The following is a 21,360-nucleotide window of genomic DNA, read 5'->3' on the forward strand; positions in this document are numbered from 1 at the left end:
GTCGGCCTGATTCGCCCAACCAAATAAAATGTAGAGTTGGCGCATATCAATCATTTCCCGGAAAGCAAATGAGGTAGCGGCTCTGGCAAAAATTGCCCAATCGTCATGGAAGTACCGTAAACCCGGGGGGCGACCTTTTTCCATTCCTGTGTGGCTAATGATAAATATATCCGTTCAGTTATAACCCATCATCATTCTTTTTGAAAATGATGTCAGATAGTATGTTCTCATCTTTTTAAATATTCTAATACGATGATTTCCTGCCGGATCAACCATTGCTTTATCCTCTTTTTACTGTTGCTGTTTTTTTCCTGTACATCCGATAAAGAAAAATCTCAAACGGAGCCGTTGTTATTTGTTCCCGGTGAACTGGAAGCTACTGTATGGGCAGCGTCGCCGATGTTCTACAATCCTACCAATATAGACGTGGATATCAGGGGACGTATCTGGGTTACTGAAGCAGTTGATTATCGAAATTTTAATCATGATACCACGCAATACCTGCTGCATTCAAACGGCGATAGAGTGATGATAATGGAAGATACCGATGGCGATGGAAAAGCAGATACTTCAAAAATTTTTGTGCAGGATAAAGATCTTATAGCACCATTAGGCATTGCGGTCATTGGTAATAAAGTAATCGTTTCCTGTTCGCCTAATATTATTGTATATACCGATGAAAACGGAGATGACAAGCCTGATAAAAAAGAGATTTTTCTCACCGGCTTTGGTGGCAGGGATCATGATCATGGCTTGCATGCGGGTACTGCCGGGCCTGACGGGAAGTGGTATTTCATTGCCGGGAACGCGGGGCCGCACATCGTTACGGATAAGTCCGGACGGACATTGCGTGCCGGAAGCGTATATACCGGGGGCAGTCCTTACAACAGGGAAAATACACCTGCGATGAAAAGCGATGACGGAAGAATATGGACAGGCGGCGTGGCTTTCAGGATAAACCCGGACGGAACAGGATTAGAAGCCCTCGCTCATAACTTCCGCAATGCTTACGAAGTTGCAGTAGACTCTTATGGTAACTTATGGCAGAATGATAATGACGATGAGGTAGATGCCTGTCGCACAAGCTGGGTGATGGAAGGAGGCAATGCCGGATATTTCAGCTCCACCGGCGTACGGACCTGGCAGGCCGACAGAAGACCGGGACAGAGCATCCTCACTGCCCATTGGCATCAGGAAGATCCCGGCATCATGTCATCAGGAGATATGTACGGTGCAGGAGCGCCAACCGGAATAGTGGTCAATGAAAGTGATGAGCTGGGTAAAGCATATCGCGGGTTGTTGCTGAGCGCTGATGCCGGGCGCAATACCGTTTTCAGCTATCAACCCAAACCGGATGGCGCCGGTTACAGCTTATCGGGCAGAACTTCCTTTATTGCTTCTGTCAGTACCGACAACGAGCACTACCGCTGGAATGAAATAGATTCCGTTAATACAAAAAAATGGTTTCGTCCCAGTGATGTGGCGATAGGTACTGATGGGGCTATTTATGTAGCCGACTGGTACGACCCTGTGGTGGGCGGTCACCAGATGCTGGATCAAAAAGGCAATGGCCGGATATACAGGATTGCACCCAAAAATAAAAAGCTCACTGCGCCTGTAATTGATGTAAGCAATACCAGCGGTCAAATACTTGCATTACTGAATCCTGCTGTCAATGTGCGCAACCAGGGTTTTACATTATTAAAAGCGCAGGGAAGCAGGGTGCTCCCTGAAATAAAAGAAATACTGTCCTCTGAAAATCCTTATCACCGTGCCCGTGCCGTTTGGCTGCTGTCGCAATTGGGAGAACAGGGAATTAAAGAAGTAGCGGCCCTGCTACAGGATGCTGATCCGGATATAAGGATCACAGCTTTCCGCGCACTCAGGCAGGCAGATGCTGAGCACCTGGTGGAATATGCGATGCGCTCAGCTAAGGACGAATCAGCAGCAGTAAGGCGGGAAGTGGCCATTGCCATGAGAGATGTTCCGCTGCAAAGAAGCAAAGCGGTCATCTTAACTTTAATAAACGCGTTTGATGGTAAGGATCCGGCATACTTAAATGCATTGGGAATTGCACTGGAAGGTAAAGCCGAAGCTTTTTACCCGGATCTGCTCCGGCATTTTGATGCGAAGGATGCCGAAAGCTGGCCCCGGGCGCTGGCTGCTATCGTTTGGGAATTGCATCCACCCGCTGCAGTTCCGGCATTGCAAAAAAGAGTTTCCTCCACCGGGCTCTCTTTGGAAGACAGGAAAAAGGCTTTGGTGGCTTTGGCATTCATTCCCACGCAGCAAGCGGCCACAGCCATGCTGCAACTGGACAATCATTCCGGTGATGACATTAACCGCCTGGTGAAATGGTGGCTTGTATTTCGTAAAACAAATAGCTGGACGGCTTACCTGAAAAACTGGAAATCACCCGCAGATATGCTGCCGGAAGCGCACCCCTTACTGCTGCAATACCGGAAGCAGGTTTCTGATTCAACGGTAGCGATGAACGTAAGAATGAAAAGCGCTGCTGCACTGGCGGCCACCGCTACAGGAAAACTCCATCTCCTTTTTTTATGGCTTAACCATCGTTTGCCGGATACCATTATCAACACAGTAAGAGTGAAAATTTTACAGGAGGATGACAGGAATATCAAAGTTTTGATGGCTCATTATTTTGGTACACCGGATAGCTCTTATTCTGTTGAAGCCATTGCGGGATTACCGGCTGATATCAACCGGGGCAAAAATGTGTTTATCGCCAGGTGCGTGGTGTGCCATAAGGCAGGCAGCACCGGGCAGGAAATTGGTCCTGACCTTACCAATATCCAGACAAGATTTGATAAAAAAGTGATACTTGACGCCATTGCCAATCCTGCCGCGGGTATTGCTTTCGGCCTTGAGCCCTACCTCGTATCGTTGAAAAACGGGGCGGTCGTTTATGGCATACTCCAATCGGGTGGCCAGGTGGTAACAGTAATGGATACCTACGGCAGGCAATATATCATTGAAGCTTCGCAAATTGAGGCCAGGAAGCAACTGAACAAAATGACGATCATGCCGCCACCCGGATACATGCCCGTAAGCAGGCAGGATATGGCCGATGTGACGGCGTTTTTGTTGCAAAACGACAAGAAGCTGTAAGATACCGGGAGAATGAGATGAGTGATAATTTAAAGGATTGCAAATGTTATGTATCGAAAAGAAAAAGCAAATATTTACTAACTAAACTAACGATCATGAACAACAAGTTCAGCTTATTCAAAACATGCCGTGATCTCCGGAAACCAGGGAGGCGTTTCTCTTTTATCGCTGCGCTCCTGTGGCTGCTTTCGTTCAGCACTGTACATGCCCAGTCGGTAAAAATTTCCGGCGTGGTTAAAAGTCCCGCACAGGAACCGCTGGCATCCGTGAGCGTAAAAGTAAAAAACGCTCAGATCGGAACGATGACGGACGAGAATGGAAGGTTTTCCCTTGAAGTTCCCGGGAGCCAGTCTGTTTTAGTGTTCACCCATATCGGGTTTATGGAGAAGTCTGTTGTTGTAGGCAACCAAAGTGCATTTGATGTGATCATGGAAGAAAATGCTTCCGGATTGGCAGGGGTTGTAGTGGTGGGATATGGCAACAAAACCAGGAAGGCTACATTAACCTCTTCCATCAGTGCCATAAAAGGGGATAAGCTGGTAGAAGCCGTACCTAATATCGCTAATAAATTGAGCGGCAGAGTTACCGGTATTTTATCTTATCAAACCAGCGGGGAATCCGGTCTTGATGAAACCACCATCCGGATCAGGGGTCAAAATACCATTGGCAATTCAGCGCCCCTGGTCATTATTGATGGTGTGCCGGGCCGGATGAATGATGTGAACTCTGCAGATATCGAAGATATATCCGTTTTAAAAGATGCGGCTGCTGCGGCTCCTTACGGGTTGGCTGCCGCCAATGGTGTAATTTTAATTACCACAAAAAAAGGCGTCAAAGGGCGGGCAAGATTTTCTTATGATGGCAACTACGGAATTCAAAATCCTGTTTATTTAACCAAAACCCTCAATTCGTACCAGCAGGCGCTGATGCAAAATGAAATTTATTTAAATGACCATCCCAACGATACCAACGTTCCCTGGTCGGAAAGTGAGCTCGAAGAATACCGCAAGGTGTCTGTAGGAGATCCTTCCGGTAATTACGATAAATATTTTAACAGCAATAACCTGCACGACGTTATCAGGCATGATTACCCGATGAGCAATCACAATCTTTCGGTTAGAGGAGGTACTGAAAACATCAGCTATTATGCAAGCTTCGGGTACTTCAGCCAGGCGTCAATGATACCTACTGAAAAGTTCAAAAAATATTACGGAGTGCTTAACCTGGATGCTGACATAACAAAGACGCTGAAAGCTTCCTTAACTGTAAGGACCGACCGGGGCATAAGAAAATGGCCCTCATTCGGCGGTCAGATAACGGATGTATTCGGCATTTACGGAAGAATGTATGAGATTGCCCCTGACGACGCCATATGGTATCCCAACACACCCGGATACTGGGCAAGAGGCAGGTTTGATTTCAACCCGGCGGGTCGCATCTATACTTCGGGCATGAGTTCTGATAAAGCCGATAACACCGTTTATAACATAGCGCTTGAACAAAAGCTACCTGTAAAAGGTCTGAGCATTAAGGGCGTTTTTAATTATCAGAACATTAATGCATTTGGCGAAGCATGGAATGTTGATCCCATTTACTGGGACGTTGACAATACGGTAACCCCGGCTGTGTACACCCAAAGACTGCCCACATCAAAACCCAGCTTTGCGCAAAACTATTCGAGGTCGAATAATATTACTGCCCAGGGTTTTTTGAATTATGACCGCAGTTTCGGCGAACATTCGATCTCCGTATTGTTTGTGACCGAATTGCGTGACCTGAACAACAAGAATTTTTATGCAACTAAGAAGAATTACAGTATCCTGATCCCCACCCTCGACATGGGAAGTTCAGTTCAAACGGATATCGGGAATGGCGGCAGTGCAACACAAGCACGCCAGATCGGGCAGGTGTTAAAACTGGACTACAGGTACGCTGATAAATATATGATCGGTTTTTCGGGCCGTCGTGACCAGCATTATTATTTTGCTCCCGGGTTCAGGACCGGTTATTTCCCGGCTGTTTCTGCAGGATGGAGAGTTGGACAGGAGAAGTTCATCAAAGACAAATATTCCTGGATCAACGAGCTGAAGCTGCGCGCTTCCTGGGGTCAATCCGGAAATCTTGCCGGCGAACCTTTTCAATATCTGAGCACATACGGTATAGCTAATGAAATTTACAGACTGGGTGGTCAACTGGGAACAGGATTGTATGAAAGATCGCCGGCTAACCCTGCCATCACCTGGGAAAAACAGAAACAAACCAACATTGGTATTGATATTGTGCTATGGAATGGATTATTATCCTTCAGCGGCGATTATTTTTACCAGGTCCGTGATAACATGCTGCTGAATCCCGATGTTACCATACCTGCAGAATATGGAATTACTTTACCCCAGGAAAATGCAGGAAAAATGTCAAACCGCGGCTTTGAGCTGACTGCAGGCACCAGGCATGATTTTTCTAACGGGATTGTTTTTGATGTGAATGCTAATTTTTCCTTTGCCAGGAATAAGCTGCTTAGAATTTTTGAAAACCCTGCAACCTATAACGATCCTAACCGGCGGCGTACAGGCAATCAACTGGGAGCCCAGTATGGTTTAACAGCCCTGGGATACTTCCAGAGCCAGGATGAAATTGACAAGTCGCCGGAACAAAAATTTGGCTTCTACACTGTTGGTGATGTAAAGTATGCAGATATTAACGGGGATGGCATAGTAGATGCAACGGATGAAAAAAAGATAGGCCACCCGAATTTTCCTGAAAGTATATTCGGCTTAAATCTGGCCGTTTCATGGAAAGGGTTTGATATCAGCGCGTTGATCCAGGGAGCCACTTTAATGAGTGTGAACAGACCCGGCGCAGCAGGTGGAGGAGCGCCCGGTAATTCAAATGGGAATACCCAGGTAGAAGCCCTGGATCACTGGACTCCGCAAACGCCCAACGCAAAATTCCCAAGGTGGTCTTACCTCAGCTTAAACAATAATTTCCGTACCTCCACGCTTACGATGAGAAATAATACCTACATCAGGTTAAAGGGCTTTAATGTTGGATACACCATTCCTGCCGGTTTATTGAAAAAGATCAGGACGGAGTCGTTGAGGTTTTATGTTTCTGGTCAGAATTTGTTTACCTGGACGGCTGAATACCTTAACTCGGATCCTGAATCCGCAGCAGGAGGCGCTTATAGATTTGCCAATCAAAAATCTGTTTCTTTCGGTCTTAGTCTATCATTCTAAATACAGCAACAATGAAAAATATAAAAAGCGCAATACACTATAGCCTTATAACGGCTTTAACAACCGCTACCATCTTCCTTTCATCGTGCAAAGAAAAATGGCTGGATATTGAACCGCAGGACCGTGTGAGCGAAGATGCAGTTTGGGACAATCCTTCGGTAGCAGACCTGTTTTTAAATGATATCTATGGCTATTTACCACCCTATAGAACTACCGGCTGGTGGAGTGAAAGCTGGACGGATAACTGCATGAATGTTCAAACCTGGCAAGGTCAGGCGGAAATTGTTCGAAGCGGATCATTGTCTCCAAGCAATACTTTAGTTAGTATTAAAAGATACGATGCCGTTAATGACTGGACATGGGATGAGAATTTCTCTTATATCAGGAAATGTAATGTGTTTATCCAAAAGTTAAGGGAATCTGAAACATTGCCCGATGAGTATAAAACAGTGCGGGTTGCTGAAGCCAAATTCCTGCGGGCATGGTTTTATATGACCACATTTAAATATTTCGGAGGTCTCCCTATCATTGAAGAACCATTGGATATAAAAACACAGGGCGATGCAATATTCAGGGAAAGGGCAGGTGCGCAGGAAACCGCTGCTTTTATAAGCAGGGATTGTCAGGAAGCAGCCGACTCACTTCCCGTGGACCAGCCAGAATGGGGCAGGATAACAAAAGGAGCTGCACTGGCATTGAAAGGATATGTAGAGCTTCTTGCGGCAAGTCCGCTAAGCAATCCCGACAATAACAAAGAGCTATGGGCAAAGGCTGCTGCCAGTTATAAGCAGGTCATGGATATGGCAAAATACCAGCTAACGGATTATTACCATGGATTGTTCATTGAAGACAATAATCACAATAGTGAAATGATTTTGCCTTACGTTATAAGATATCCGCTTGCCTATGAAGATCAGGATACCCGGTTTTTGGAAGACCTTTATGGCCCTGCCTATGCTGTGATAGAACCATTCGGCATTGTAAATTATTCTATCGTTGAATCTGCACCCACCCAGGACCTGATAGATGCTTACCGGATGAAAGACGGGAAAACCATTACAGAATCTCCGCTGTATGACGCAGATCATCCTTATGAAAACCGTGAACCCAGGTTCTATGAATCTATTATCTACGATGGGGCGCCGTTCAGGGATGGTTTTATATACACAAGAAAAGGAGATCCTTACAATGCTGTAGACCGCTCCCGTACGTCATGGGTTACGCCTACGGGATATTATATACGCAAAACGTATGATGAAAGGATCAACGGGCTTTTGGAACGTCCCAAGGGGAAGAAAAACCATGGGGATTGGCCATTGATCCGGTATGCCGATGTACTTCTTGGATATGCCGAAGCACAAAATGAAGCGGTTGGCCCCGATCAGTCTGTGCTGGATGCAATTAACGCAATACGAACAAGAAACGATGTAAGCATCCCTTCGATCGAGGATACATATGGTACGGTGAGCCAGGATCAGATGCGCGAGATCATCCGTACGGAAAGAAGAATTGAGCTTGCATTTGAAGATAAGCGCTATACAGATATTACAAGGTGGAAAATAGGCAATAAGCTACAGGGTTTTGTGAGAGGAGTTGAGCCTTCTCTTAATACAGCAACCAATAAGATCAGTTACGAGTATTTTAATGTAGTGCCTCAAACCTATACTACAGCCAATGATAAAAATTACCGTCTTCCGATCCCTTTGAGCATCATGGAAAAAAATCCGAAATTGGTACAAAATCCCGGGTATTAGGCAGCGTTATGTTAGTCGTGAAACGTGAGAAGTCAAACCTGTCCGCCGACAGGCAGGCGTGAAAATCTAACGTCTCACTTCTCACGTCTAACGATTGTTCACGACATAATAGTCCCGGGTTAACCGCAGGATAATTGTAAACTTTATGATCAAAAGCTATGCAAAAATTATTGTTTTCTTTATTTCTGTTAATGTATTGTTTTATAACGGAAGCCCAGAACATTTTTGAGAAGGACTATACCAAACCGGAGGCTACGGAAGTAGCAGGACCACTACCTAAAATCGTTACTCCGGGCATAGGCGGCGCACCACCTTCCGATGCGATCGTTCTTTTCAATGGCAAAGATCTCGACAGTTGGGTAATGTCAAAAGATCAGGGTCGCTGCGTGTGGAATTTGAAAGATGGCGTTATGACTTTTAAACCGGGTACCGGTGATATTCAGACCAAACAAAAATTTGGTGATTGCCAGTTACATGTTGAGTTTAAAATTCCGGCAGACGCTAAAAACAGTACTGACCGCAACAATGCCGGCAATAGTGGTGTATTTATGCAGGAACGTTATGAGGTGCAGATATTCGATTCCTATAATAACGAAACCCCACTGTATGCCAACGGACAGATCGGGAGCATTTATAAGCAGGTGATCCCTATGGCAAATGCTTCCAGCAAGCCGGGTGACTGGAATACCTTTGACATTTATTACACAGCTCCCCGATTTCGCTACAATGGCAGCGTTGAAAAGCCGGCCTATATTACCTTGGTGCATAATGGCGTATTAACGCTCAACCATTTTGAGATCCAGGGAACAATAAAATATATAGGTATTCCCCGTTACGAGCTTCACGATAAAGCCGCTGTTAAATTGCAGGGGCACGGAAGTGAAGTCAGTTTCCGGAATATCTGGATAAGAGAGCTGTAAAGCGGCGGATCTGAAAAGGAATGTTTTGCCACGAAGGCACGAAGAAAATAAAACCTGAAGCTCAGGACTTCGTGTTTTTGTGTCTGCCCCCGTCCGTACCGGCACGGGCGGGCGTCCGGTTCAGGCGGGTCTTCGTGGCATATCCTCTCTACCGGCCCTTTGAATAGCGGCCAATTTTTATGTGAATAGCAGATGCATTCCTTACGAAAATGAATAAAGCTGTGCCGGGGTGTTAAAAAAAATATTTTCATAATACTGACCCAAGCCCATCTTTTGCAGGTCATCTTTAAAGGTGGTCAGCAAAAAATTCAGTCCGGGCTTGCCGCCATACGATTGCCAGTAACTGTTTTTGGCGGCATCCATTCCCATTGTTACCTGGTCGGGGAAATCAGGCAGCAAAGCTTCCAGGAGCTTGTAGATCTGGTTTTCTTTTCCTTTCCACCTGAAAGCGCTGTCGTATTCTACTTTTACACCGGTTTCAAGCAATGCCCGGTTGTACCCGGTATCCTTGCAGCGATCAACATGTGAAATAACCACATGCTCCAAATGCGCCCCCAGCTTTTCAAACATGTTTGCCTGGTCAATGGCATGTTTACCAAAATTGGAATGCGTTAAAATGGGCACGCCGGTTTCCAGGTGCGTGTTCACCACTGCATGAAATATTTTCTCCTGGTGGGCGGTGATCTTTTCATCACCGGTGGCCAGCTTGATCATACCAGCCTTATGAATGGTACGGTTAATACAGGGGCCGTTGTAATCATTGGCATCAATACCACTCATTACATCATCAATAAATAACCGGGTCAGCTGATCTTCGGTATAGGAATACCGCCAGTGATTGGGCAGGTAGTATTTTTCGAGATGAATGCCGGTAGGCGCTATAATATTTACGCCTGTTCTGCGGGATACTTCAGCCAGCTTGAGCACATTGCGGCCACAATCGGCAGGCATGGTGTCTACCATGGTTCTTCCTCCTGCGTCATAAAAGCTTTTTAATTCCTGCGAAATTTTATCTACGTCATTCAAAAGAAACAATGGATCCTGCAGGGTGGGATAGCTTTCCTCAATAATAATATGCTCGTGAGAATAGGTGAGTCCCATTTCTGCAGGAGCTATATCTCCCAAAACCGTACGTACAAATGGGGTTGTAGTTGATTGCATATGTATGTTAGGTTAAGATTATCGTGTCGTAAACAATGGCGAATTTATTCACCACTCACTATTCACCACTCACCACTCACCACTCACTATTCACAAAATGATACTTACCCCACGAAATTATTTCTCCAGCCGTTCCTGCCCGTGTCTGCCAAAGTATGAGGCACCTCCAGGAGGGTTCCCGTTTGAAGCAGTTTGGATTGCAGCTCAGCAATATCCAGGGCATGAGCGGCCATATCTTCATCCAGCGATAATACGGCAGCTGATCCTGCAGCCTGACCCATGCACATGGTTTGGGCCATCGAGCGACATGAGGCATGGGCATCATGCGTGGCAGAAAAACAACGGCCTGCCACCCAGGCCAATGCGCTGCCTTTGGGTACGATCGTTCCATAGGGAACGCCGTACACTCCATTATCAGGAATGTATTGCCAGAAGGTTTCGCTTTCTCCGTTTTTAGCCTCCCGATGATCTTCAATAGGTGCGCCACAGAGAAAAATACTGTCTCCGGGAATATTGCCTGAGAGACAATCATTTTTAGTGAGGCGATATTCACCATACACACGCCTCGTTTCCCTAACGCCTATCTGATGCGAAAGGCCGATGATCTTTGATGCTTCATATCCCGGCACTTCATTCTTAAAGAATTCCTCGAAAATGAATGCCTGTCTCCGTCCTTCCATCTCCGCCAGGGTGAGCTCTTCCATATTTAACGGATTTAAGCCCCCTACTTTAACCGCTACGGTAGATACACATCCTTTCTGGCACATTTCATGCGCCGATCCCTCTTTCCTGGGTAGCGAATAGCTTCCTGTTTCAAAGGCGATCTTCATTTTTTCATTCATCATTTTTTTACCGCCTGCCTGTTTGAATTTTTCGAGGTCAACATTGCTCATCCTGAAAGTAGTGGTCATGCTTTGAGCGGGTTCCGACTCACCCGCCACTTCATAAGCGAATCCTGCCAAATGGCAAAAATCAGCATCGCCGGAAGCGTCGATAACTCTTCTCGCCTTCACCTTATAAAATCCACTTTTGTTCCAGAAAATACAACTCTGTTTTTCTGCTTCTTCATTTACTGTGTCAACCAAAGTAGTATGGAGTAAAAAACGGATACCGGCTTCAATGATCTGTTGGTCCCACACATATTTTAAGCGTTCCGGGTTATAATTTACGCCTGTTCCCGCTCCGTAAGTATTCGGACGTAAAAAAATATCTCCCGTTTGATCCAGTTTATGTACGATCGTATCTGCCAAACCCGACACAATTTTTTTGGGTGCTTCTCCCGGTGTGAAAAATCCATAAAATGTATCGAGCATCTGCGTGGATGTGCCTCCGGGAAAACCATAGCGTTCAACCAGCATTACCTCGTATTTCCGGCCTTGCCTTGCAGCCAACGCGGCTAAACAGCCGGCAGAACCAGCCCCTATTACCAGGATATCTGTTTCGGCCAGTAAAGGGATCTTATGGTGATTAATGAGGTCTGTCATAACTAATACTGCATTAATGATGAGGAGAAACCGGATTTCCGACAGATTTATATAATCCTGCCAGGCGATGAGCATGTTCATCATAAGCGCTTTCAAATAGCTGAACAGCCTTTTCTGCTCCAACTACCGCTGCACTGCTCAATACTTTCGGGGGTTGTCCCGCTGCTGTAAGCAAACGGGCCACTTCAGCCTTGATGGCATTTACAATCAGGGCTCCTCCAATGGTGGATCCGGGAGATACCGGTGTTTCCAGGTTGGGTATTTTTATCATGGCATCACCCAGGGGAGCACCCGTGTCTAAGATGATATCTGCAAAATCACCAAGTTTTTTTCCATCTTTTCGCTTACTGCTGCTATTTGCAGCATGCTTTTTTGTAAGTAAAGCCACTACCCTGATGCCTTTCCGCTGAAAATTTTCCGCCATTTCAATGGGAACGATATTACAACCGCTTGAAGAAATGATCAAAGCCGTATCCAGGGTGCTCAAATCAAAGTTGCGTAAGATCCTTTCCGCAAGTCCCGGTACATTTTCCAGGAACATGGCCTGTCTTTGTCCATTTGCGCCTACTACCAGGTTATGGAAAGTGAGGGACAGCTCAACTATTGGGTTGAACCCGGGAAAAGAGCCGTAACGGGGCCACATTTCTTCTACCATGATCCTGCTGTGCCCCGAGCCAAACACATGGACCATACGACCGGCCAGGATGGTTGCGGTAAACAAATTTGCCGCTTTTCGTATAAGCTCAGATTGTTTCTCTACAACCTCAATGATTTTGCGGCATTTGGTAAGATACTCATGAATTACGTCCATATTGATCGATTGTAACCAAAGATTTCTCTTGAATATTTATTATTGTTTTTAGCCAGGGGGAACTCAATGTTGTTTTTGATGCATCTGCATACAAAGTATTTCAGCCGGACAAGTCTGCTTTACTGAACGCAAAGCCCGCAGCACCTACTGCCCCGGCCATTTCGCCGTATCCCGCTTGTTTAACGGGTGTTTTTTTACCTGTATTTTTCCATTCATATACGTCTATGAATTCGGCTAACGGCTTGTATAAGGCGTCGCCCGCTTTTGTAACTCCTCCACCTAAAATGACCAGTTCAGGAGAAAGTAAATTGCATAGGGAGCAAATACCCATGGCTAATTTTCGTATTGTGTTCAACCAGATAAAAGTGGCAAAAGGATCTCCCTGCCGGTAGGCTTTTACCAGTTCATAGGTTGACTGGATCCTCCCAAAAGATCTTTTTGATATAGTGGCATCACCTATAGCATTTTCAAGCGTTCCGGGCATTCCTGTAATTCCGGGACCTTCATTATCAACATCCAATATCATATGCCCCAGGTGCCCTGCCATCTGATAATTGCCCTGGTACAATTCTCCGTTCATCAATACGCCGCCGCCCACGCCCGTTCCCCAGGTTAGCATAACAATATTTTTTATCCCCTGCCCGATTCCGAATCTTGCCTCAGCTATTAAGGCAGCATGGGCATCATTTAAAACCCAAACCTTTTTTTCGCCCAGATAGTCCGTCCAGATAAGGTTTTCCAATCCGTTAAGCCTCACAGGCATTAGCCGGATGGCTGAATTGCTTTCGTTTGGGAGACCGGGGGCTGCCAGGCCAATAGCTTTTACAGGATGAGCGCTTTTTGATTTTAGCTCCGCGATCATTTGAGACACGGTTTGTTTCCAGTGCCAACCTTCGCCGGCGGTACCCGGTTGTGTTGCCCGTTCGGCCCGGTGTATCAGGTGGCCTTTAGCATTGAGCAATACGCCCTTGATATTGGTGCCTCCCAGGTCAATACCTATTGCTGTTGTCATTGTTTATGCTTTGAAGATATTTGCCCTTCGCTTACGCTCCAGCCGCCGTCAATGGCCAGTACCTGTGCGGTTGTAAACCGTGAACCTTCAGACATGAAATAACAGGCAGCTTCGTCCAGGTCCCCGGGCCTCCCGATCCTTCCTCCATCTAAGGGCTGCTTGCTTTTGATGTAATGCATAATTTCAGTATCGCCGGCAGCCCGTTGTGCCATTGGTGTTTCTACCAGTCCCGGGGCAATCACATTAACGCGTATATTATCTTTTGCATAATAAGCAGCCAAAGATCTGGAAAAGCCAATGACGGCCGCCTTGGCCGCTGCGTACGCGTGCGTTGTAAAATATTCCGGAGCCGGCGAATAACCCAAAACCGAGCCCATATTTAAAATAGAACCCCCGCGTTTGGCTTTTAAAAAAAACTGTGCTGCAGCCCTGTTGGAAAGCATTAAAGAAGTAAGGTTCAATTCCAGTGTTTTATTCCAGCCTTCCAGCGAGAGCTCATGCAATGGCCCATCTCCCATTTTACGGCCACTTCCACCGGCTACATGATAAAGCCCGTCAAAACTTCCCCAGGTTTTCATACATAATTCAATCGCGTCGGAGGCTGTATTTTCCTGAATAGCATCTCCCGTGAAAACCAAACCTGAATCGCCGAACGCCTGCTGCGCCTGCCGCCCGGTACCATCATGGCGCCCAACAGCAACTACTTTTGCTCCGTGCCGGATAAATGCTTTGGCTGCCGAAAAGCCTATCCCCGTTGTTCCTCCTATAATGACAATATTCTTATTATTGAGCATAAGGGAAGTATAAGAAATTCAATTTTGAAAGTGCGTGTTTGTTAATCATCAGCTTCATTATCGTGGTGTTGATTTTTATTGAGCAAACATACGGGTTGATGAGCTGCGGATTTGATACTTTATTATTACTTCGTACATAAATCTTAACTGCAGGATCGCAGTTGAGCAAAATGCAAGTCCGCCGGCTGAAAGGCACAAACAATAGTTATATATCATAATTTTAAAAGCTTTCCCAACCAAACGAGATCGGATTTCAAATCTTAAACCTGTCCGCCGTGGTGGATCTCAAATCCAAAACAATTACCTTAGCGGCATGAGTAAGAAGCTGTTTCTTTTAGATGCCATGGCGCTGATCTTTCGTGCATATTATGCATTGATCCGCAATCCGCGCATTACCTCAAAGGGGCGTAATACCAATGCCCAGTTTGGCTTTACCAATACGCTGGCAGAGCTGATCAACAACCAAAAGCCGTCGCATATGGCTGTGTGCTTCGATACGCATGCACCCACCGAGCGGCATACTGATTTTGCGGAATACAAGGCCAACCGGCAGGAGGCGCCGGAAGACCTGTTGAGCGCTTTGCCCGATATTAAACATATTGTGCAGGGCTTCAATATACCGGTAATTGAGCTCGACGGATACGAAGCAGATGATATTATTGGTGCGTTGAGCATACAGGCCGCCAATGCGGGATATGAAGTATTTATGGTAACGCCCGATAAAGATTACGGGCAGTTGGTAAGCGATAAAATAAAAATTTATAAGCCCGGTTACCAGGGGGGTGATGTGGAAATAATGGGACCGGCTGAAGTATGTGCAAAATGGAACATTAAAAGTGTGGAACAGGTGGTAGACGTGCTGGGGTTGATGGGCGATGCAGTGGACAATATTCCGGGTATTGCCGGGGTTGGTGAAAAAACCGCTGCCAAATTATTGGCCGAATACGGAACCCTGGAAAATATACTGGCAAATGCAGATAAAATAAAAGGTGCGTTGGGCGAAAAGATAAGGAACGGGAAAGATGCCGCCATCCTGAGTAAAAAACTGGCTACCATTATTACGGATGTGCCAGTTGTTTTTCACGAAGACGACTTTAAACTAAAAGAGTGGAACCGCGAAATGCTGATGGAAGTGTTTACCAGCCTTGAATTTCGTACAATAGCTCAGAGGATACTGGGGGAAACCCTGCCCATTGCCGCCAGGAATGCGGGAGAAAAAGTTACGATAACCGCGGTGCAGACCGATCTTTTCGGCAACACCAATGTTCAGGAAGTTTCGGTAAGCAGCCTTCCCGGAAAAAAGCAAGCCGGCGAAGAGTTGGCCGTTACAAGCTTACCTGAAGGTAAAAACATTCACAATACCCCACATACCTATACTGCCATCACGGAAGAGCATGAATTAAAAGTGCTTGTGGAAAAGCTGATGTTGCAGAATGAAATATGTTTCGATACCGAAACAACCGGGCTGGATGCCAACGATTCAGAACTGGTGGGATTGAGCTTTTCATGGACGCCCGGCGAAGCATATTACGTTGCCTGTTCGCCCGACCGGGAAAAAACAGTTGCAATGCTGAAGCAGCTTCAACCCCTGTTCGCGAAAAAAGACATAACCTGGGTTGGCCAGAATATTAAGTTCGACATGCTGGTCTTAAAGTGGTACGATATAGAAATACAGGGAGCGCTTTTTGATACCATGCTGGCACATTATGTAATTGAGCCCGATGGCAAGCGCGGTATGGATATGCTGAGCGCACAGTATTTGGGTTATGAACCCGTACATATAGAAGAGCTGATCGGAAAAAAAGGCAAACAGCAGGGCAATATGCGCGATGTGGAGCTGGAGAAGATAAAGGAATATGCTGCTGAAGATGCGGATATAACATTGCAGTTAAAGCGGGCCCTGTTGCCCGAACTGAAGGCAAAGGATGTAGAGAAGGTTTTTTTTGAAGTAGAAAACCCACTGGTAAAAGTGCTTGCCGATATGGAGTTTGAGGGCGTAAGAGTTGACACGGATTTTTTGAACCAGTATTCAGCAGAATTGAGCAAAGAGGCAAAGCAGGCGGAAGCAAATGTATATGAGCAGGCGGGCGTACGGTTTAATTTGTCTTCCCCCAAGCAACTGGGGGAAGTGCTTTTTGAAAAATTGCAGTTGGATCCCAAAGCCAAAAAAACCAGGACAGGACAATATGCTACCGGCGAGGATGTGTTGCTGAAGCTGGCGCATTCCAGTAAAATTGTAGAAGATATTTTAGCGTATCGCGAGCTCACCAAATTAAAATCCACTTATGTGGATGCGTTGCCTCAGATGGTGAACCGTAAAACAGGAAGGGTGCATACCACTTACGGACAGGCGGTAGCCGTTACCGGCAGGCTGGCGAGCAATAATCCCAATTTGCAGAACATACCGGTAAGAACGGCAAGAGGAAGAGAAATAAGGAAAGCTTTTATACCGCGTGATGATAAGCATATATTGCTCTCTGCCGATTATTCGCAGATCGAGCTGCGCATTGTTGCGGCGATCAGCGGCGATCCCGCCATGTGCGATGCATTCAGGAGTGGCAAGGATATTCATGCCGCCACGGCCTCAAAAGTATACAGCATTGAAGAAATAGCTGTTACAAAGGAACAGCGGTATAAGGCGAAAAGCGTTAATTTCGGCATCATTTACGGCCAGGGTGCATTTGGACTGGCCGATAACCTGGGCATCACCCGCACGGAAGCAAAGGAGATCATAGACAATTATAAAAAACAGTTTGCAGGGATCACCAGATATATGGATGATACCATCAATTTTGCCCGCGAGCACGGCTACGTACAAACGCTGATGGGACGCAAGCGCTGGCTGCGCGATATCAATTCATCCAATTTTACAGTGCGGGGGTTTGCCGAGCGAAATGCCATCAATTCGCCTATCCAGGGCAGCGCCGCTGACATGATAAAGCTGGCGATGCAAAAAGTGCATACTGCTATAAAAAAAGAGCATATGCGAAGCAAAATGATCCTCCAGGTACATGATGAACTGATTTTTGATGCGGTAAAAGAAGAAGCAAATGAATTAAAAGCGCTGATCATTGAATGTATGCAAACCGCTATGCCCTTACCCAATGCCGTGCCGGTTGTTGCCGAAGCAGGGGAAGGAGAGAACTGGCTGGAAGCGCATTGATATTTGAACGTAGCATTCTTTATGATCCTGCGGAAAGGATTGAAGCTTGTATACCAAAACCCCGGTTGCCGCATCACGCAAAGCAGGGTATGCCTGCAATGTTCTCAATACGTTCCCCTGTATAAATTGTCTCCCTTCATGGGCGCTGCTTTTTTTAAGGGTATCTGAAGTCCGCCGGTTTTACCGAGCCAGTCGAACAATTCGGTCTTCAGCAGCAGGCCTGTTTTCCTGTAGGCCGTATCGCGGATCAGGTTGTTCATTTCATAGGGATCGTTTTTCAGATCATACAGCTCATTGATATCCCACACACCATTGTAATAGATATATTTATAGCGATCCGTTCTTATTGCAAAAGTGGTAGGGGTTTGGGGAAAGGCCTGCTCCCAGTAATATTCATAAAACACCTTATCACGCTGCCAGCCTGTTGTTTGTCCCTTCAATAAGCCTGCAAAAGAATAGCCCTGCATCTGTGATGGCTTGTCAATACCTGCCAGTTGCAGGAAAGTAGGCGCGATATCCACGTTCATGATCACCTGCTCCAGCACCGAAGATGGCTTCACCATACCGGGCGCCCATACCAGCATGGGAACCCGCATAGATTCTTCATACGCATGTCTTTTATCTATCAGGCCATGCTCTCCGAATGAAAAGCCGTTATCGCCCATATACACCACCATGGTGTTTTGTTCCTGGCCGTTCTCTTTAACCCATTCCAGTACTTTTTCAATGCTTTCGTCCACCGCCTGCAGCGTTTCGAGATAGCGGCGGTAAAAATCATCAAATACGATAGCACCGTGGTACATATAATCCACGCCATGCCAGCTATAGCGTTGGTTGCGCACCCATTGCGGGATATCGCGGTAATTTACTTTTGTTTGAGGAGCGGTAACGGTGCCGAATGTTTTGCTGCTATCCGTTACCGTGAGGTACATGGAAGGCGGGCATACTACAGGAATGCCGGCATACTTATTCTTATGCCTTTTGGCAGGATAGAATTCGGCATGTACGCCTTTATGCGACAAATAAAGGAAAAAAGGCTTGCTTTTGCTGGTCTTATCCAGCCAGTTGATGGCATAGTCTGTTAAAAGATCAGTAGTGTATGCGCTGTCGCTGAACTTTATTTCTTTGCCATTAACATTAAATACCGGGTTATAATATACACCCTGGTCGCGGAAGCTCACCCAATAATCGAAACCCGGCCGGGGGTCAGCATTTTTAGTAGCACCCATATGCCATTTTCCCATGAAAGCGGTTTGATAGCCTTTCTGCTGCAGGTACTGCGGAAAGAACTTAAGGTGATCGGGTAGCGGAGAATTGTTGTCTACAACGGTATGGGTATGCGCATACTGGCCGGTTAATATGGATGCCCTGCTGGGAGAGCACAGGGCTGTAGATACAAATGCATTTTTTATATGCATACCTTCCCTTGCCATGCGGTCCATACCGGGGGTTTGCAGCCCCTGTATCCTGTTCATGAAACCCATGGCATCGTAGCGATGATCATCCGCCAGGATAAAAATAATATTCATGGGCTTTTGTTTCCCTGTTTGCGGTAGCGCCCGTTGGGCGAAAGATGAAAACAAAAGCAGCAGCAGCAAACGCATATCGTTCTTTTTTAGTGAAGTGAAGGATACAAGTTACAGGTTTCAGGTCTCAGTTGAGTTGCTAACAAAAGGATGAGTGCTTCTTTTTCACTCTCCGCCTTTCTCTTATTGTGCAGATTTCGGTTTACCGGCTTCGGATTTGACATTTGTATTTTATTTGATTCTTGTGTTTTGGTTCTTTGTGCTTTTCTAATTTCAGGGCAGCAGTTTGAAATCAATTTCCTTCACATCCCTGCTGTTGGTCCCCATAAAAATTTTAAAATCTCCCGGCTCGGCAATATACTGAAGATCGGTGTTATAAAATTTAAGGTCATCTACCGAAATGGTGAATGCAACTTTTTTGGACTCCCCCGGCCCCAGTTCAATTTTTTGAAATCCTTTTAATTCTTTTACCGGGCGGGTGATGCTGCCTACCATATCGCGGATGTACAACTGCACTGTTTCCTTCCCGCGGCGGGCTCCTGTATTGGTCACCACCACAGCAGCCGTTATTTCCTGGTTAGACCGGAGCGTATTGCTGCTCAGTTCAATATCGCTATAGCTGAAGCTGGTATAGCTTAATCCGAAGCCAAAAGGGTACAAAGGATCATTGGAAACATCCAGGTAATTGGAACGGAATTTTTGGAACCACTGCCCTTCCGCTAAAGGACGGCCTGTATTTTTATGATTGTAATACAGCGGAACCTGCCCTATGTTTTGTGGAAAGGTAGTAGTTAATTTCCCGGAAGGATTTACATCTCCAAATAAAACATCCGCAATGGCATTGCCTGCTTCTGTTCCGCCAAACCATACATTCAATATAGCCGGCACATGCTGCTGTTCCCAAACCAGCGTGAGCGGCCGGCCTGTAAATAAAACCAGCACCACGGGCTTTCCGGTTTTAACCAGCGCCTTCAGCAATTTTTTCTGTACGTCCGGGATATCAAGATTTGTTCTGCTGGCGCTTTCACCGCTCATTTCCGCCGCTTCACCCAATGCTGCTACAATTACATCCGACTGTGCAGCCACACTTAAAGATTCTTTCAGCATGGCGCTATCGGATCTGTTATCCCTGCCCAACGATTTCCCAAACATTGTTGCCCTTTGCTCAAGCAAACTGTCTTCCGTTAAATTGGAACCTTTTGCGTAAAGTATTTTTGCTTTGTTGCCTGCAGCATTTTGCAAGCCGGTCAGCAGGGAAACGGCTTTTGAAAAATCGGCCGACACGCTCCAGGTGCCTGTCATGTTTTCTTTAGCATCGGCCAGCGGCCCTACCAGCGCAATGGTACCCGTTTTTTTCAATGGCAAAAGATCATCCTCGTTTTTCAGCAATACAAAGCTTTGAGCGGCTGTTTCCCGCGCTTTTTGCAAATGTGCTGCGGTAAAGATTTCTGAAGCAGCGCGGTCGCTGTCACAATAGCGGTAGGGGTCATCAAACAACCCCAGTCTATATTTTGCTTCCAGTATTTTCCGGCAGGCATTGTCAATGGCTTTTAGTGTAACTTTTCCTTCCTGCAGGGATTGCTTTAAAGTAGTTAAAAACCCTTCGCCTACCATGTCCATGTCGAGCCCGGCGTTCAATGCCAGTGCGGCGCAGGTTTGTAAGTCGCCCATGCCATGATCTATCATTTCATTGACCGAGGTATAATCTGATACCACCAATCCTGTAAAGCCCCATTGTTTACGCAGCAAACCCGTAAGCAGCCAGCGGTTGCCGGAAGCGGGTATGCCATCAATTTCATTGAAGGAGGTCATGATGCTTCCCACCCCCGCATCTATAGCGGCTTTGTACGGGGAAAGATATTCATTGTACATTCTCACACGGCTCACGTCGGTGGTATTGTAATCGAGACCGCCTTCGGCTGCACCATACAATGCAAAATGCTTAACACAGGCCATCAATGTATTACTGGCAGAAAGATCAGTGCCCTGGTAACCTTTAACCATAGCCCTGGCAATAGCTTCGCCTAAGTAAGGATCTTCACCAGATCCCTCCGAAATACGGCCCCATCGCGGATCGCGGGCAATATCCACCATGGGTGAGAATGTCCAGTTGAGCCCGTCTGCGGTAGCTTCAACAGCAGCAATACGGGCGGAGGCCTCCATAAGTTCCATATCCCATGTGCAGGATAAGCCCAGCGGAATGGGAAACATGGTCTTATACCCGTGAATAACATCCATGCCAAAGATGATGGGGATCTTTAAACGGGTTTGGGTAACCGCCAGTTCCTGTGTTTTACGGATACGACCCACCGAAGCCATGCTGAAGATGCCGCCTACCTGTCCTTTTTTAATTTTGCTTTCCACGTCTGT

General features: G+C 46.3%; 12 protein-coding genes. 5 read left to right on the top strand and 7 right to left on the bottom strand.

Translation table 11 applies throughout. The annotated features are described in order from the left end of the window. Window positions 1–348 precede the first annotated feature (348 nt). The 4 genes from PLH26_RS02075 to PLH26_RS02090 all read left to right on the top strand — a co-directional run bounded on the left by PLH26_RS02075 (window position 349) and on the right by PLH26_RS02090 (window position 9,039). Window positions 349–3,129 (top strand): PVC-type heme-binding CxxCH protein, encoded by a 2,781-nt coding sequence (locus PLH26_RS02075; RefSeq protein WP_324584318.1) that lies wholly within the window; start codon window positions 349–351, stop codon window positions 3,127–3,129. Between the two features lie 95 nt (window positions 3,130–3,224). Beyond that, the gene (locus tag PLH26_RS02080; protein ID WP_324584319.1) at window positions 3,225–6,365 is read left to right on the top strand and encodes a SusC/RagA family TonB-linked outer membrane protein; all 3,141 of its coding nucleotides are present in this window, start codon (window positions 3,225–3,227) and stop codon (window positions 6,363–6,365) included. A gap of 11 nt (window positions 6,366–6,376) precedes the next feature. Next, the gene (locus tag PLH26_RS02085; protein WP_324584320.1) at window positions 6,377–8,119 is read left to right on the top strand and encodes a RagB/SusD family nutrient uptake outer membrane protein; all 1,743 of its coding nucleotides are present in this window, start codon (window positions 6,377–6,379) and stop codon (window positions 8,117–8,119) included. Between the two features lie 158 nt (window positions 8,120–8,277). Continuing rightward, entirely contained in the window at window positions 8,278–9,039 is a 762-nt protein-coding gene (locus PLH26_RS02090; protein WP_324584321.1) for a 3-keto-disaccharide hydrolase, read from the top strand. A 201-nt stretch (window positions 9,040–9,240) separates the two neighbouring features. Here PLH26_RS02090 and PLH26_RS02095 read toward each other — a convergent pair whose 3' ends face one another. The 5 genes from PLH26_RS02095 to PLH26_RS02115 all read right to left on the bottom strand — a co-directional run bounded on the left by PLH26_RS02095 (window position 9,241) and on the right by PLH26_RS02115 (window position 14,301). Next, window positions 9,241–10,200: a phosphotriesterase family protein gene (locus PLH26_RS02095; protein ID WP_324584322.1), complete on the bottom strand. Its 960-nt coding sequence runs from the start codon at window positions 10,198–10,200 to the stop codon at window positions 9,241–9,243. Between the two features lie 104 nt (window positions 10,201–10,304). Next, on the bottom strand, window positions 10,305–11,684 hold the full coding sequence (locus PLH26_RS02100) for an FAD-dependent oxidoreductase (protein ID WP_324584323.1): 1,380 nt from the start codon (window positions 11,682–11,684) through the stop codon (window positions 10,305–10,307). A 13-nt stretch (window positions 11,685–11,697) separates the two neighbouring features. Continuing rightward, window positions 11,698–12,495 (bottom strand): sugar isomerase domain-containing protein, encoded by a 798-nt coding sequence (locus tag PLH26_RS02105; protein ID WP_324584324.1) that lies wholly within the window; start codon window positions 12,493–12,495, stop codon window positions 11,698–11,700. Between the two features lie 100 nt (window positions 12,496–12,595). Continuing rightward, entirely contained in the window at window positions 12,596–13,507 is a 912-nt protein-coding gene (locus PLH26_RS02110; RefSeq protein WP_324584325.1) for an ROK family protein, read from the bottom strand. After that, entirely contained in the window at window positions 13,504–14,301 is a 798-nt protein-coding gene (locus PLH26_RS02115; protein WP_324584326.1) for an SDR family NAD(P)-dependent oxidoreductase, read from the bottom strand. The genes PLH26_RS02110 and PLH26_RS02115 overlap by 4 nt, the downstream gene beginning before the upstream one ends. Before the next feature lie 313 nt (window positions 14,302–14,614). Between PLH26_RS02115 and polA the strand changes: the two genes are divergently transcribed. Further along, window positions 14,615–17,464, top strand: a complete 2,850-nt coding sequence (gene polA, locus PLH26_RS02120) for a DNA polymerase I (RefSeq protein ID WP_324584327.1) — start codon at window positions 14,615–14,617, stop codon at window positions 17,462–17,464. Between the two features lie 104 nt (window positions 17,465–17,568). Here polA and PLH26_RS02125 read toward each other — a convergent pair whose 3' ends face one another. Next, the gene (locus PLH26_RS02125) at window positions 17,569–19,068 is read right to left on the bottom strand and encodes a sulfatase family protein (protein WP_324584328.1); all 1,500 of its coding nucleotides are present in this window, start codon (window positions 19,066–19,068) and stop codon (window positions 17,569–17,571) included. A gap of 195 nt (window positions 19,069–19,263) precedes the next feature. Beyond that, the coding region (bglX, locus tag PLH26_RS02130; RefSeq protein WP_324584329.1) for a beta-glucosidase BglX at window positions 19,264–21,360 on the bottom strand (2,097 nt) is incomplete at its 5' end.

The organism is Agriterribacter sp. (assembly GCF_035444585.1).
GTDB lineage: Bacteria > Bacteroidota > Bacteroidia > Chitinophagales > Chitinophagaceae > Agriterribacter.

Coding starts and splice junctions, on each gene's coding strand:
- PLH26_RS02080 (WP_324584319.1), top strand. CDS start 3,225: ATGAACAACAAGTTCAGCTTATTCAAAACATGCCGTGATCTCCGGAAA.
- PLH26_RS02085 (WP_324584320.1), top strand. CDS start 6,377: ATGAAAAATATAAAAAGCGCAATACACTATAGCCTTATAACGGCTTTA.
- PLH26_RS02090 (WP_324584321.1), top strand. CDS start 8,278: ATGCAAAAATTATTGTTTTCTTTATTTCTGTTAATGTATTGTTTTATA.
- PLH26_RS02095 (WP_324584322.1), bottom strand. CDS start 10,200: ATGCAATCAACTACAACCCCATTTGTACGTACGGTTTTGGGAGATATA.
- PLH26_RS02100 (WP_324584323.1), bottom strand. CDS start 11,684: ATGACAGACCTCATTAATCACCATAAGATCCCTTTACTGGCCGAAACA.
- PLH26_RS02105 (WP_324584324.1), bottom strand. CDS start 12,495: ATGGACGTAATTCATGAGTATCTTACCAAATGCCGCAAAATCATTGAG.
- PLH26_RS02110 (WP_324584325.1), bottom strand. CDS start 13,507: ATGACAACAGCAATAGGTATTGACCTGGGAGGCACCAATATCAAGGGC.
- PLH26_RS02115 (WP_324584326.1), bottom strand. CDS start 14,301: ATGCTCAATAATAAGAATATTGTCATTATAGGAGGAACAACGGGGATA.
- polA (WP_324584327.1), top strand. CDS start 14,615: ATGAGTAAGAAGCTGTTTCTTTTAGATGCCATGGCGCTGATCTTTCGT.
- PLH26_RS02125 (WP_324584328.1), bottom strand. CDS start 19,068: ATGCGTTTGCTGCTGCTGCTTTTGTTTTCATCTTTCGCCCAACGGGCG.